Origin of the sequence: Pseudomonas sp. CVAP#3 (genome assembly GCF_018986375.1) — a bacterium.
Lineage (GTDB): Bacteria > Pseudomonadota > Gammaproteobacteria > Pseudomonadales > Pseudomonadaceae > Aquipseudomonas > Aquipseudomonas helvetica.
This window is the reverse complement of record NZ_JAHMSC010000010.1, coordinates 154,574-168,620: the sequence shown is the minus strand read 5'-3', so window position 1 is coordinate 168,620 and position 14,047 is coordinate 154,574. Positions and strand designations below refer to the sequence as shown.

The 14,047-nt window shown below is 60.9% G+C and carries 14 protein-coding genes; 9 read left to right on the top strand and 5 right to left on the bottom strand.

Annotation, left to right across the window (positions count from 1 at the left end; translation table 11 throughout):
- Positions 1-27: 27 nt before the first annotated feature.
- A complete protein-coding gene (locus KRR23_RS18610; protein ID WP_216743684.1) occupies positions 28-1,320 on the bottom strand; it encodes an MFS transporter in 1,293 nt (430 codons plus the stop codon).
- Here KRR23_RS18610 and KRR23_RS18605 point away from each other — a divergent pair.
- The 5 genes from KRR23_RS18605 to KRR23_RS18585 all read left to right on the top strand — a co-directional run bounded on the left by KRR23_RS18605 (position 1,319) and on the right by KRR23_RS18585 (position 7,754).
- Positions 1,319-1,465 carry a hypothetical protein gene (locus KRR23_RS18605; RefSeq protein WP_185019810.1) on the top strand — a complete coding sequence of 49 codons (147 nt, stop codon included), beginning with the start codon at positions 1,319-1,321 and terminating at the stop codon, positions 1,463-1,465. The genes KRR23_RS18610 and KRR23_RS18605 overlap by 2 nt on opposite strands.
- Positions 1,462-2,379, top strand: coding sequence for a LysR family transcriptional regulator (locus tag KRR23_RS18600; RefSeq protein ID WP_216743683.1), 918 nt, complete (start codon positions 1,462-1,464; stop codon positions 2,377-2,379). The genes KRR23_RS18605 and KRR23_RS18600 overlap by 4 nt, the downstream gene beginning before the upstream one ends.
- 125 nt (positions 2,380-2,504) lie before the next feature.
- Positions 2,505-4,427, top strand: a complete 1,923-nt coding sequence (locus KRR23_RS18595; protein WP_216743682.1) for an IucA/IucC family siderophore biosynthesis protein — start codon at positions 2,505-2,507, stop codon at positions 4,425-4,427.
- Positions 4,417-5,628, top strand: a complete 1,212-nt coding sequence (locus KRR23_RS18590) for an MFS transporter (protein WP_216743681.1) — start codon at positions 4,417-4,419, stop codon at positions 5,626-5,628. Before KRR23_RS18595 ends, KRR23_RS18590 begins: the two co-directional genes overlap by 11 nt.
- A 14-nt stretch (positions 5,629-5,642) precedes the next feature.
- Positions 5,643-7,754, top strand: coding sequence for a TonB-dependent receptor (locus KRR23_RS18585; protein WP_216743680.1), 2,112 nt, complete (start codon positions 5,643-5,645; stop codon positions 7,752-7,754).
- Between the two features lie 93 nt (positions 7,755-7,847).
- Here the strand turns inward: KRR23_RS18585 and KRR23_RS18580 are convergent, their stop codons facing one another.
- From KRR23_RS18580 to KRR23_RS18570, 3 genes are read right to left on the bottom strand one after another with little or no spacing between them, the layout of a single operon-like run.
- A complete protein-coding gene (locus tag KRR23_RS18580) occupies positions 7,848-8,390 on the bottom strand; it encodes a DUF2937 family protein (RefSeq protein ID WP_019692484.1) in 543 nt (180 codons plus the stop codon).
- A gap of 13 nt (positions 8,391-8,403) precedes the next feature.
- Positions 8,404-9,180, bottom strand: a complete 777-nt coding sequence (locus tag KRR23_RS18575; RefSeq protein WP_216743679.1) for a class II glutamine amidotransferase — start codon at positions 9,178-9,180, stop codon at positions 8,404-8,406.
- A gap of 32 nt (positions 9,181-9,212) precedes the next feature.
- On the bottom strand, positions 9,213-9,710 hold the full coding sequence (locus KRR23_RS18570) for an MFS transporter (RefSeq protein WP_123582251.1): 498 nt from the start codon (positions 9,708-9,710) through the stop codon (positions 9,213-9,215).
- 100 nt (positions 9,711-9,810) lie between these two features.
- Here KRR23_RS18570 and KRR23_RS18565 point away from each other — a divergent pair, with 100 nt between their 5' ends.
- Complete coding sequence (locus tag KRR23_RS18565) at positions 9,811-11,865, top strand: S9 family peptidase (protein ID WP_216743678.1); 2,055 nt, start codon at positions 9,811-9,813, stop codon at positions 11,863-11,865.
- A gap of 116 nt (positions 11,866-11,981) precedes the next feature.
- Complete coding sequence (locus KRR23_RS18560; RefSeq protein ID WP_054598263.1) at positions 11,982-12,455, top strand: cyclic nucleotide-binding domain-containing protein; 474 nt, start codon at positions 11,982-11,984, stop codon at positions 12,453-12,455.
- On the opposite strand, the gene KRR23_RS18555 is transcribed toward KRR23_RS18560, so the two are convergent.
- On the bottom strand, positions 12,452-12,742 hold the full coding sequence (locus KRR23_RS18555; protein WP_054598262.1) for a hypothetical protein: 291 nt from the start codon (positions 12,740-12,742) through the stop codon (positions 12,452-12,454). The two genes, KRR23_RS18560 and KRR23_RS18555, sit on opposite strands and share 4 nt — an antisense overlap.
- Before the next feature lie 117 nt (positions 12,743-12,859).
- Here KRR23_RS18555 and KRR23_RS18550 point away from each other — a divergent pair, with 117 nt between their 5' ends.
- Both KRR23_RS18550 and KRR23_RS18545 read left to right on the top strand, forming a co-directional pair.
- Positions 12,860-13,546 carry a spermidine synthase gene (locus KRR23_RS18550; protein WP_216743677.1) on the top strand — a complete coding sequence of 229 codons (687 nt, stop codon included), beginning with the start codon at positions 12,860-12,862 and terminating at the stop codon, positions 13,544-13,546.
- 49 nt (positions 13,547-13,595) lie between these two features.
- Positions 13,596-13,970, top strand: coding sequence for a YajD family HNH nuclease (locus tag KRR23_RS18545; RefSeq protein ID WP_054596159.1), 375 nt, complete (start codon positions 13,596-13,598; stop codon positions 13,968-13,970).
- Positions 13,971-14,047 lie beyond the last annotated feature (77 nt).

Genomic DNA, 14,047 nt, shown 5'->3' with positions numbered 1-14,047 from the left:
ACGTTCGAGCGGTCTCCAGATTATCAGTTACTGCGCATCGAGTTGCTTGCCGCGGGTTTCCGGCAGGCTCAACGCCGCCAGGATCACTACACCGTAGGACACCGCCGCAAACGCGCCGATCCCGACGCTCAGCGGTACTTTCTGGCTGAGCAAACCGATTAGCAGCGGAAACAGCGCCGCCAGCGCGCGACCAACGTTGTAGCAAAAGCCCTGGCCCGAGCCGCGAATCCGCGTTGGAAACAGCTCGGTGAGAAACGCCCCCATGCCACTGAAAATCCCCGAGGCGAAGAACCCCAGCGGGAAGCCCAGCCAGAGCATCACACCATTGCTGACCGGCAGTTGGGTGTAGAGCAGCACAATGGTGAACGAGCCGGCCGCGAACAGAATGAAGTTTTTCTTGCGACCCAGAATGTCGGTCAGATAGGCACTGATCACATAGCCGGCGTAAGACCCGAGAATCACCATCGCCAGATAACCGCCAGTGCCGAGTACGCTCAGTCCGCGCTCGTTTTTCAGGAAGGTCGGCAGCCAGGAAGTGATCGCGTAGTAACCGCCCAGGGCGCCAGTGGTCAGCAAGGACGCGCGAAGTGTGGTGCTGAGCATGCCGGGGGCGAAGATCTCGTAGAACTTCGACGGGTTGCTCGGTTCCTGCCGGGCCTTGGCCTGGCGGTAGATTTCCGGGTCCTTGACCAACCGGCGGACGAAGATCACGAAAATTGCCGGCACGATGCCGAGGATGAACAGCGCACGCCAGGCATCCTCCGGCGGCAGGACCGAGAACAGCAGCGCATAGAGAATCGCCGTCAGGCCCCAACCCAGGGCCCAGCCGGATTGCACCATGCCCACCGCCTTCCCGCGGTCCTTGGCGCGGATGACCTCGCCCATCAGTACCGCGCCGGCAGTCCATTCACCACCGAAACCGAAGCCCATCAAGGTTCGGGCAATCAACAGTTGTTCGTAGTTTTGCGCGAACCCGCAGAGGAAGGTGAAGAAGGCAAACCACAGCACCGTCAGTTGCAAGGTGCGCACGCGACCGATGCGATCAGAGAGAATCCCGGCGACCCAACCGCCAATCGCCGAAGCGATCAGCGTGCTGGTGTGGATCAACCCAGCCTGGCCGGTGGTGATGCCCCACATGGCGATCAGTGTCGGCACCACAAAGCTCAGCATTTGGGTGTCCATGCCGTCCAGGCCATAGCCGATCTTGCAGCTCCAGAAGGTTCGGCGTTCCTGCTGATTGATGTTGCGGTACCAGTCGAAGGGGCCGGGGCGGCTCTCGATCTTGGGTTTGGCGACATCGAGCGTGTCGGGCGCACTCATGGCAATTCTCCAGCTGAATTTTATTGGTATTGTTCAGAACACCGACGACGCCTATCGTGGGTTTGGCGCATTTTTCGACGACGGCGCCCTGCCCGTCCAACTAATAAAAACCCTGCCAAGGCATAAGAAAAAGTTGATCGCATGAACCTCAAATTTCTCGAAACCTTCGTTTGGGTCGCCCGGCTGAAAAGCTTTCGCCTGACCGCCGACAAGCTCTTCACCACCCAGGCCTCAATTTCCAGCCGCATCGCGGTGCTGGAAAGCGAGCTTGGGGTGAAGCTGTTCCTGCGTGATTCACGCGGCGTGAAGCTGACGCCCGAAGGCGTGAAGGTGCTCGATTACGCCGAGCAAATGATCGACACCATGCAAGCGCTCAAGCAGTCGCTGGAAACCCGCTCAAGCAAGGTCGGACGGGTTCGCATCGGCGTGATGGACACGGTGATTCACACCTGGCTCAGCCCGCTGGTGGCGCAGATGACCGATCACTATCCGCTGGTAGAAATCGAGTTGGTCGCCGATACCTCGCTGAATCTCTGCGATCAGCTGCAAAAAGGCTTTCTCGACCTGATTCTGCAAACTGACCTGCTGCGCCAGGAAAGCGTGCGCAGCCTGGAACTGGCCAGCCACCCGATGGGCTGGATCGTCGCCAGCAATTCGATCTACAACCGCAACTATGCGAGCGTCGCCGAACTGGCCCGTGAACGGATCATCACCTACTCGAAAAACTCCCACCCGCATCAGGACGTGCTCAGCCTGATGCAGGCCAATGGCGTACTCGCGCCAAAGCTCAATTGCGTGAACTCGGTGTCGGCGATTACCCGATTGCTGCGTGACGGTTTCGGCATTGGAGCCTTGCCGCCGGTGCTGGTCAGTGAAGAACTGGCCCGGGGCGAATTGACCTTGCTGGCCGTCGATCAACGCCCGCCCAACCTGCAAGTGGTGGTGTCGTGGCGGGTCGGCGCGGAATGGGTCGAGGAGATCGTCGCATTGTGTCAGCACGTGGTGGAGAGCTATGCGCAGAAGGTCGGCGAGCACTACATCGTCTTGAGCAAAGACTAGAACGACCTCTGAATAGGAGCTTTCCCACACCACAAGTAGGAATTACTATCATTTGCATTATTATTTTTAGGCGGTATTCTCAGCGCGCATTCAGCTAAACAACTGTCCAGAAGGAGTCGGACCTGATGCGCGCCTACACGCAACAACAGCAGCAACTGCTCGCACACTGGAGCGAAGCCCTCGGCACCCAGGCTTTCCAGTCCCACCGCATCACCCTCGATCATTTGAGCAATGCGCTGGAACCCGCCGCCCAGCGCTGTTTTCAACGCCTGATCCAGGCGCTGTTTCGTGAAGACCTGATCAACCCCGACACCTGCGAATACGATGACAACCGCCGCTGCTGGTTGCCGCTGGGCAACGGCGCACACCTGTGCTTCGATCATCTGTCCGGCGGCAGGATGAGCAGTTGGGACGTGCGCGGCAGCATCGTCCTGCACACCCCTGACGCACTGCCTCACAAGATCCAGCTGCCCAGCGAACTGCTCGCCCATCTCGCCACCCAGCTGAACCCGCCCGCCTCCCCGCAGGTACTGGAACGTCTGGCCCGCGAGCTGGATGACAGCTACAGCAACGACACCCTCTGCCTGGCGTTCCACCATGGATGGACCGAACGTCTGAGGGAGCAGATCGGCACCGAACACGACGACAATCTGCTCGCCTGGCTCAAAACCAGCCCCGCTCACCAGAACCCGACATCACTGCTTGAACAGTGGGGCACGCTCGGCCATCCGTGGCACCCGAACTACAAGACCAAACTGGGCTTGAGCGCCACTCAGGTCATCGCTTTCTCGCCGGAGTTCGAAGCGAGCTTCCCCATTGTGCTGTGCGCCCTGCACCGCCAATACGCCCACGTCGAAACGCTGGCTGGCAGCGCCGATTACTGGGAGTGGTGGCAAGGTCACTTCCCGCAGGCCGCCGAACAATTGCAGCGCCATTTGCAGCAACTGGGCCTGGAAGTTACGGACTACCTCCCGCTCCCGTCGCACCCATGGCAAGCCGATGAAGAGCTGCCAAAATCGTTCGCCAACGAAATCGCCGACAACCTGCTGATCGTCACCGACATCGTGGCCTTCACTGGCCATCCGACCATGTCGTTCCGCACGGTCGTACCTGAGGCCAGTCGCGTTGCGCCAATGGTCAAGTTGCCGGTGGCCTTGCGCCTGACCAGCGTGCAGCGCACCGTGTCGCCGCGTTCGACCCGGATGGGGCCGCGCATCAGTCAGCTGTTGCTGGATATTCTCGATCAGGAGCCGCAGATTCAGCGTTTGCTGAACATCGTGCCGGAGCGTATCGGCGTGCATTACGCGCCACAACCGGCCAATGACGAACTGTCCCGGCATGCCGCCGTGCTCTACCGCGACAACCCGCTGACCCTGCTGCAAGCAGGCGAGTTGGCGATACCGGTCGGCAGCCTGTTCGCCGTCAACGAATTCGAACAGCCGTTGCTGCGCGATTGGGTACGCCTGGCCCAGGGCCGTGACGACAGCGAGGCCATGCTGGCGTTCTTCGATGACTACCTGTCGATTGCCGTACCGAGCCTGTTGGGCATTTACCTGATGTATGGCGTGGCGTTCGAAGCGCACCAGCAAAACAGCTTCATGCTGATGGGCGCTGACGGGCAGTTGAATCGGCTGTTACTGCGTGACTTCGGCGACATCCGCATCGATCGCAAGACCCTGCATGCCAAGGGTCTGGATATCCAGCTGCACGATCCGAAAATGACCCTGTACGACGAGCCCGGTTTTGTCCGCGACAAACTCCTGCACACCACGTTCATGTGCCACCTCGGCGAGCTGACGTTGCTCTGTGCCCGTCACTGGAACGTATCGGAAAACCTCCTGTGGGAGCGATTGGCAGCGCACGTTGCAGAGTGCTTCGACGCCTTGCGCGAACGTGTCGAACCGGCACGCTGGGACAGCGAGCGCGCGGCCTTGCTGGAACAGGATTGGCCAGCCAAATCGTTCATGCGCATGCGCTTGCACGACAGCCACGCCGACATCGTCGGACGCTTGAGCAACCCACTGCGATCCAGCGCCCATGCTCGCTGACAGTCGCGCATTGCGACTGCTGATCGTCATCCAGTTGGTCTCCATGGGTGCCATGGAAATGAGCGGCCCGTTCTGGCCCTTGCAGATCCGCCATCTGCTCGGGCCAGAGGGCGCCGGCTACACCGCACTGTTATCGGCGCTGGTCTATGCCGGTCCGATGCTCGCGGCCATGCTCCTGACTCCCGTGTGGGGCCAGTTGGGTGATCGCACCGGGCACAAGCCGATGATCGTTCGGGCGTTGCTGGCATTGGCGTTGTGCCAAGGGTTGGCGGCCATCACCGTCGACCCGTGGCTGCTGGTGGGCATTCGCGTGATGCAAGGCGCATTGGCCGGGTTTCTCGCCGCCGCGCAAGCCTATGCCCTCGCCTGCTGCGACAGTTCCCGGCGCGGTCACACCCTGGCCCGCCTGCAATCGGCGACCGCCGTCGGCTCGTTGATCGGTCCGGTGCTGGGCGGTTGGTTGATGGATATCTCGGGGTTCGCCCTGCTCTGTTATGGCGCGACGGCGATTTGCCTGCTGTGCGCACTGGGGAGTTTTTTCCTGCCGGCCGACAAGGCGCGCGCCTCGACGAAAATACCGCTTGCGCCGGTGGCCCTGCCCAAAGGCTGGCTCGGTGGAATCCTGCTGGTGATCGTGTTGATTCAGGCCGCGAAGATGATGCCGCAGCCGTTCTACGCACTGTACGTCGCCGAGATTCTGCACGCACCGAGCTGGCTGATCGGCGCCACTTATGCGGCGAGCGCCGCGACCCTGGCCATTTCCGCCCCGCTGTGGGGACGCCTGTTCGACCGCTGGCAACCGGCCTACACCTTGCGCGTCATCGAAGGCGTCGCCTGGCTCTGTGCCCTCACTTTAGCCGCCACCGCACTGGCCAACGAATGGCTGGGGTTTCTCGTCAGCCGGCTGGTCTGGGGTATCTGGCAAGGCGCCCTGCTTCCGGTCGCCTACGCGCTGATCGCCAACACCGTTGCTTCAAGCCAACAGGGTTTTGCCCTCGGCCTCGGCAACAGCGCGGCCAAGGCTGGCGCCTTGCTCGGTGCCGTGCTCGGCGGGATCGGCATGGGGCTGGTCGGGCTGGCCCACAGCTTCTGGCTGGTGGCGCTGACTTACGCGCTGGCCGCCATCGGGATTCGCTGGGTGCGGTCCTTCACCTCCACACCCGGCCCCACTCCCTTATCTACCCACACTTATCAAAACTAAAAAAAGACCACGTCATGACCCGAACCAAACTTTCTCTGTTGATTCCGCTGCTTGGCTCCTTCAGCGCCCAAACCTGGGCCGAGGAGACCGAGCAGCAACCCGGCACCTTGAACATGCAAGCCACCGTTGTTTCCGCGACTCGCAGCGAAGCGAGCATTGCCTCGATTCCGGGCTCGGTCCAGGTCATCGACGAACAGCAGGTCCGCGAGCAGAGCGGCGCGGGTCGCCGGGTCTCCGACATTCTCGGGCAATTGGTGCCCGGCCTGGCACCGTCCAGCGGCGGGATGAGCAACTTCGGCCAGACCCTGCGCGGGCGCAACATGCTGGTGTTGATCGACGGCGTATCGCAGAACGCTACGCGCGACAACTTCCGCCAGCTCAACAGCATCGCACCGGCCAGCATCGAGCGCATCGAAGTGATTTCCGGCGCCAGCAGCATCTACGGTGCCGGCGCTTCGGGCGGCATCATCAACATCATCACCAAGCGCAATCAGGGCCAGGACATTGCCTACAGCAGCAAACTGGGCCTGACCAGCGGCAATAACCTCAACAGCAAAGGCTTCGCCTACGAAGCTTTCCAGAGTGCGACCGGGCGCAAGGATGCGCTGGACTGGTACGTGTCCGCCGACCTGACCCAGCGCAACGATCAGTTCGATGGCAACGGCAAGCGCATCCCTCAGGACACCTCCCAGGGCAGCAACATGGACACCGAAACCTATGACCTGCAAGGTCGTTTCGGTTACGAACTGGATGCCGATAAAAAACTCAGCCTGTCGCTGCAGGACTACAAGGACCAGCAGGACACGGACTTCACCAAAGACCCGAAAAACCTGCAGCAAGCCGTAGCGGTCAAAGGGCTGAAACTCGACGACCAGCCCTACACCCATAACCAGGCGGTCAACCTCAACTACACCGACAAGGACTTCTACGGTCAGGGCCTGCAGCTGGAAAGCTACTGGCGCCGGGCCGACGCGCTGTTCTTCCCGGACCTGTCGCGGGGCAAGGCCGGGATCGCCGACAACAACAGCGTGCAGGATGTCTACGGCTTGCGCGCGGCCATCGACACGCCCTTGCCGGCCATCGGCAGCGCTACGGGCAATCTGGTCTGGGGCGCCGACTACGATCACGAGCGCTCGCGCCAGCGTGGCGACCAGTACACCCTCAAAGGGCTGACCTACACCAAGACCGGCACCACCTACGAGATGGGCCCGGATCTCGAAACCACCACCAAGGCGCTGTTCGGGCAAATGTCCTGGGACGTTGGCGACTGGACCTTGCGTGGCGGTGTGCGTCGCGAGTGGATCGAAAGTGAGGTCGCCGACAGCATCGCCTACGGTCAGATCGTCCAGACCGGTGTGCGCGCCACCCTGCCCGGCGATACCCTCAAATATGACGCCACGCTGTACAACCTGGGCGCGGTCTATCACCTGAGTGAAAATCAGGACATCTTCGCCAATTACAGCCAGGGTTTTTCGCTGCCGGATATCCAGCGCTTCTTGCGTGATGTGAACAGTACCTTCGACATCCAGAGCCTCAACGCCCAGGCCATCAAGGTCGACAGCTACGAGTTGGGCTGGCGCGGTAACTGGGATCAGTGGCAGGCCGACGTCACCGTGTATGAAAACACCTCGGACGTGACCCAGTTCTACGATGCCAATGATCGTGTCCTGCGCCTGATCAACCAGAAGGAACGGGTACGCGGCATCGAAAACAGCCTGACCTACCGCGCGACCGATCACTGGTCGGTGGGGGGCACTTATGCGTGGGCCAAGGGCGAGACCGAGCAGAACGGCAAATGGATCGACCTGCCGGCGACACGCATCTCACCGGCCAAGACCACGCTGTTCGTCGGCTACACCGAAGATGACTACACCCTGCGTTTGCAAGGCATGCGCCTGGCCAGTTACGACGCCGCCGCCAAGGACAACAACGGGCGTGACATCAAGGGCTATACGCTGGTGGACTTGTTGGGTTCCGTGCGATTGCCGGTCGGGCGTCTCGAAGGCGGAGTGTATAACCTGACCGATCGCACGTACGTCAACCTGTTCGCCCAGGCCAACGCCAAAGCGCCGTACGCCAACGCCGAAGGCCGTACGTTGAGCATGAGCTACTCGATCGATTGGTAATTTTTGTAGGAGCAGAGCTTGCTCCGGGCGGCGTTCCGACGATAGCGATCTCAAGGACGCCATCGCCGGCAAGCCATGCTCCTACGAAGGGTGTTACAAACCGCGCAAATCGCGCTCTTCAATCGGCCGGCTCTGGCGCAGCCGCTTGCCGCCCAACACCACCCAGTCGATCAGGCGGAACAGGCATTCCAGCCCGAACGACAGCAACATCGCCCCGCTCAGCCCCCAGCCCATGGCTTCAGGTGTCAGCAACAGCTGGTAGCTGTAGCCATTCCAGGTTTCCTTGCGAATATCCGGGTCAGCCGCCAACACCACCTGCAAGACACGGATGTACCACGGGCCTTGCATGGCCTGGAATTGCTTGTCCAGCGCCAATTGGCGAGTGAGCAAGGTGCTCAGGCTGTCAGCATCGCTGCGAAACACCGGGTCATCACTGGCGCGGTAATGAGCAACCAATGCTTGCAGGTCGCCCTTGAAGAACTGCTCGGCGGTGCCTTGAAACCCTCGCAAGCCGGTCTGCGCTTCGATCAGGTGCGCCTCGACCCGCTTGGCGTAATCGTTGATGAAACCCGGCACCTGCACACCCACCAACAGGCCGATCGCAAACAACACCAGCCGCAAATAACTGAGCAACATAGAAAGGTGTTCCTTATTCGGTCTTGCCCTGGCTGACGCATTCACCGCGTCGCCACAGGCTCCATTGGCCCGGTTCGTAACGGGTCCAGGTTTCGTTTTCGGTCAGGGGTTCGGTAGCAATGACCGTCACCACATCGTTGGGCGTGGTTTCGGCCTGGAAGTCGACGATGACGTCCGCATCCTTCAAGCGTGCCGGACCAAACGGCGCACGTCGGGTGATCTGCGCCAATTTGGTCGAGCAATAACAGAACAGCCAATCGCCGTCGCTCAACAGGCAGTTGAACACACCTTTGCTACGGTATTCGGCGCACGCCGCCACCAGGCTCGGTAGCAACTGCTCGACTTCAACCGGCTCCGGGAAGGCTTCACGTACGCGGTTGAGCACATCGCAGAACGCCGCTTCACTGTCGGTGTCGCCAATGGGTCGGTAAAAACTGGCAGTCGGCTGGAAGTCGGTCAGTTGGCCGTTATGTGCGAAACACCAGTTGCGGCCCCACAGCTCACGCACGAACGGGTGAGTGTTGGACAGGCAGACCTTGCCGACATTGGCCTGGCGGATATGCCCGATCACCACTTCGCTCTTGATCGGATAGCGCTGCACCAGCAGCGCAACTTCGGAATCACAACTCGCCGCCGGGTCCTGAAACAAGCGCAGGCCGCGGCCTTCATAGAACCCGATACCCCAACCGTCCCGATGCGGGCCGGTTCGACCGCCTCGCTGCATCAGCCCGGTGAAGCTGAACACGATATCGGTCGGTACATTGGCGCTCATGCCCAATAATTCACACATGCCTGGACTCTCGCTTCAATGCCGGGGCAACGTCAAAGACGGGGTTCAACTCGCGAACGCTGGGGGTTACTCGGAACCGGCGGACGACCATAACGATCGTCACCAGCACCGCCAAAGGGCTGGTCATCATCCGGATCGGCAGCCTTGGCAGCGGCTTTCGCGGCGGCCTCCCGCTCCTTGCGAGCATTGGAGGCGCGCTCGATGGGAAAGCGGATCAACGCGAAGATCAGGTAAATGCCAAAGGCGATCATGCTGTACATGACCAGGTCGGAAATCGCGCGCCAGATGTTGTTACCGACCTTGAACAGCAGGTCCAGGGCAGTAATAGCGATGGCCGGGGCGAATTTTTCCTTCACCGGGTCGATAATGGTCGGGCTGAACAACAGCACGACCATGAGCAGACGCAGTGGCTCGCGCAACCAGCGCCACATCCAGCGGGTCAGCCGCATCCACACCAACAGGCAGCCTAAAGCGGCAAAGGCGTAAAGGCCCCAAGCGATCAGATAGTCGTTCTCGGTCATGGTGTCCATGGCAAGGCAGGCAAAGAGGCGCTTATGATAACGGCTTTTCAGCGATCAGGCTGCCCCGCTGTCTGTGAAGCCATTTTTACACAACGCTCGAGAGTCCTTCATGCCCCTATCCGCCCACGTTTGCAGCGCCCCGATTGCCCACAAGGCCGACGGCGATGACCCGTACGCCTGGCTGCAGGAGCGCGACAGCGCACAGGTGCTCGACTACCTCAAGGCTGAAAACACCTACCAGGAAGCACAACTGGCCGACCAGGCCGAGCTGCGTGAAACCCTGTTCAACGAAATAAAAAGCCGGATTCTCGAAACCGACCTGTCGCTGCCCTCCCCGTGGGGGCCCTACCTGTATTACACCCGCACCGTCGCCGGTGACGAATATGCCCGGCATTACCGCTGCCCGCGCCCGGCCGACGACAGCCTGCAGGTCGACGAAAGCCAGGAACAGCTGCTGCTCGACCCCAATGTGCTGGCCAATGGCGGTTTTTTCTCGCTGGGCGCCTTCAGCATCAGCCCGGACCACCAGCGCCTGGCCTACAGCCTCGATACCAGCGGTGAAGAGATTTACACGCTGTTCGTCAAGGAGCTGTCCAACGGCAAGGTCAGCGAACTGGCGTTCGAGAATTGCGACGGCAGCATGACCTGGGCCAACGACAGCCTGACGCTGTTTTTCGGCGAGCTGGATGACACCCATCGCCCGCACAAGCTGTTCCGTTATCGTCTCGACGGTACCGCCGCCGAAGAAGTCTTCTTTGAACCGGACGGACGGTTTTTCCTGCACTGCTACCGCTCAAGCTCCGAACGCCAGTTGCTGCTGTCGCTGGGCAGCAAGACCACCAGCGAAGTCTGGGTGCTCGATGCGTCGCAGCCACAACAGGCCTTCACCTGCCTGGCACCACGGGTTGAAGATCACGAGTACGACGTCGACCACGGCAAGCTCGACGACCAATGGACCTGGCTGATTCGCAGCAACCGCGACGGCATCAACTTTGCGCTGTATCAGGCTGCCGACACCGGGGTCGCGCCAACCGAAAGCGACTGGCAAAACCTGATCCCCCACAGCGACACGGTGATGCTTGACGGCATGAGCCTGAATGCCTCGGCCATGACCCTGAGCCTGCGCGAAGGCGGCTTGCCGATCATCGAAGTTCACCCGCAAGGCCTGCCCGCTTACCGCGTGCAACTGCCGGACGCGGCCTACAGCCTGCATGTGCAAAACAGCCTGGAGTTTGCCAGCGACAAGATCCGTCTGCGTTACGAGGCGTTGAATCGCCCGGCGCAGATTCGCCAGCTCACCCTCGCCAGCGGCGAACAGAAAGTGCTCAAGGAAACCCAGGTGCTTGGCCCTTTCGACGCCGATGCCTACGTCAGTCAGCGCTTGTGGGCGACCGCGCCCGATGGCACACAGGTGCCGATCAGCCTGGTGGTCAAACGTGAAATGCTCGGCAAGCCGACGCCGCTTTACCTTTACGGCTACGGCGCCTACGGCGAAAGCCTCGACCCGTGGTTCTCCCATGCGCGCCTGAGTCTGCTCGATCGCGGCGTTGCCTTCGCCATCGCCCACGTGCGCGGCGGCGGTGAGTTGGGCGAAGCCTGGTATCGCGCCGGCAAGCAGGAACACAAGCAGAACACCTTCAGCGACTTCATCGCCTGCGCCGAACACCTGATCGCCAACGGCCACACCACCGCCAAACAACTGGCCATCAGCGGCGGCAGTGCCGGCGGATTGCTGATCGGCGCGGTGCTCAACCAGCGCCCGGAACTGTTTGCGGCGGCGATTGCCGAGGTGCCGTTCGTCGACGTGCTCAACACCATGCTCGATCCGGACTTGCCGCTGACCGTCACCGAATACGACGAATGGGGCAATCCTGAAGAGCCGGCAGTTTATGATCGGATCAAGGCATACGCGCCGTACGAAAACGTCGGCGCTCACGCCTATCCGGCAACCCTGGTGATCGCCGGCTACAACGACAGCCGCGTGCAGTATTGGGAAGCAGCCAAGTGGGTGGCCAAGTTGCGAGCGACCAAAACCGACAATAATCTGTTGCTGCTCAAGACCGAACTGGGTGCCGGTCATGGCGGGATGAGCGGGCGTTATCAAGGATTACGTGACGTAGCCCTCGAATACGCATTTGTTTTCAAGGTACTGGGTATCGCCTGAGGAACTCTGCAAGGCGTATGGGTCTTAAATGTGGGAGCAAGCTCGCTCCCACAAGGGATTGGTAATTACCCACAAAGCCCGAACCAGCAACAGACACAAAAAAAGACTGTGATGACATGTCAGAACCGACCCTGCTGAACAAAGAAATTCGCGACTGGCTGATGGACTGTGGCCTGTTCGATCAACTGCAACTGGCCGATTTCACGGCGGCTGCCGGCTACTTCAGCATCAGCACCATCGCCGAGGGCCAGGAGATCTTCCACGAAGGTGATGCCGGCAGCTTCATGTGCATCATTCACTCGGGTCAGGTGGCGGTGCAGAAAACCAATAGCGACGGCAAGCCGGTGACGATCGCAACGCTACGCAGCGGCCGGGCATTCGGCGAAATGGCCGTCCTCGATGGCGAACGGCGCTCGGCCAGTTGCGTGGCGGCGAGCAATTGCCAATTGCTCAATCTGGGCAAGGACTCGCTGGAAAAGATGCTCAACGACGCACCGAAAATCGCCGCGAAGATCATCCGCGCCATTGCCGTGTCGCTGTCCAAACGCCTGCGCATGGCCGACGGCCAATTGCTCTCGCAACAGATTTAACCGCCGGGAGATTTGTTTTTTTGCTGAATCTGCTCAAGCCCCGGCAAGGTCTGGTCCTTGGGCGGGTTGGGCATTTCGATCGGTGGCAACAACGGTTCACCGCCGCTACTGCTGCCGACCTTGGGTACAGTGGTCGGGGTAATCTGCGGGTATGGCGTGGGGGTTGCGGTGCCGGGTGAACCGGGGGCCGCTGATGGTGCAACAGGGACCGTTTGCAACTCTTGCGCCTGCGCTGCACTTATCGAGAGCGCGGCCAACACAATGACCGTTAGAATGGTGCACTTCATCAATGGCTCCGTTGCCCTTGCTTGTTGCCTTAAGGCTACTCCCAACCGCGCAAGATTGCCCTTCTCAATGCCGGTTTCTCCTCCCTGATGCCAGTTTCCCTCCTTAAAGAGAGCCCCATGAAACGTTTCGTTCTGCTCGACACCACCCCGATCCCCGAAAACGGCGGTGCCCTGTGCCTGTTCGAGTATGGCGAAGATTTCGTCATCAAGATCCAGGGCGGTGACGGCGGACAATTGATGAACACCCGCATGCACGGCTCCGAAGACGCCTTGGCCGAGATTCCTTGTCGCAAGGTCGCCGGCCGGCCGAATTCACGGGTGCTGATCGGTGGCCTCGGCATGGGGTTCACCCTCGCTTCGGCGCTCAAGCACCTGGGCAAGACCGCTGAAGTGGTGGTCGCCGAACTGGTGCCAGGGGTGGTCGAGTGGAACCACGGGCCGCTGGGCGAGAAGTCCGGGCGACCGCTGCTCGACCCGCGCACGGTGATCCGCATGGAAGACGTGGCCAAGGTCCTGCAGGCCGAGCCGCAAGGTTTCGACGCGATCATGCTCGACGTCGATAACGGCCCCGAAGGCCTTACCCAGAAAGCCAACAGCTGGCTGTACTCGGCCGGCGGCCTGAGCGCCTGCACCAAGGCCCTGCGCCCCAAAGGCGTGCTCGCGGTGTGGTCGGCCAGCGCTGACCGGCAATTTTCCGACAAATTGAAAAAGGCCGGCTTCAAGTCCGAAGAAGTGCAAGTCTTCGCCCACGGCAACAAAGGCACCCGACACACGATCTGGATTGCCGAGAAGCTCAAGGGCTGAGCTAAACTCTGTTCATAACCGTCATTAGTCTTTTTACAAAGGTGAACCCATGAGTTCGTCAACGCCTCCCTCCAACACGGCCAAACTGGACCGCATCCTCGCCGACGCCCAGCGCGACCGTGAAATGGGTTACCGCGACAAGGCCCTGAAGATGTACCCGCACGTCTGCGGACGCTGTGCCCGTGAGTTTTCCGGCAAGCGCCTGAGCGAGCTGACCGTGCACCACCGCGACCACAACCACGACAATAACCCGCAGGACGGCTCCAACTGGGAGCTGCTGTGCCTGTACTGCCACGACAACGAACACTCGCGCTACACCGACCAGCAGTACTTCGGCGACGGCTCGCTGAGCACGCCGAAAATCGCCAAGGCAACGCATAACCCGTTCGCCGCGTTGGCCGGGCTGATGAAAAAAGACGACTGAGGTCGCACTCGGCCTCTGTGGCGAGGGAGCTTGCTCCCGCTGGGTCGCGAAGCGACCCTAAAACCTGTAGTTGCGGT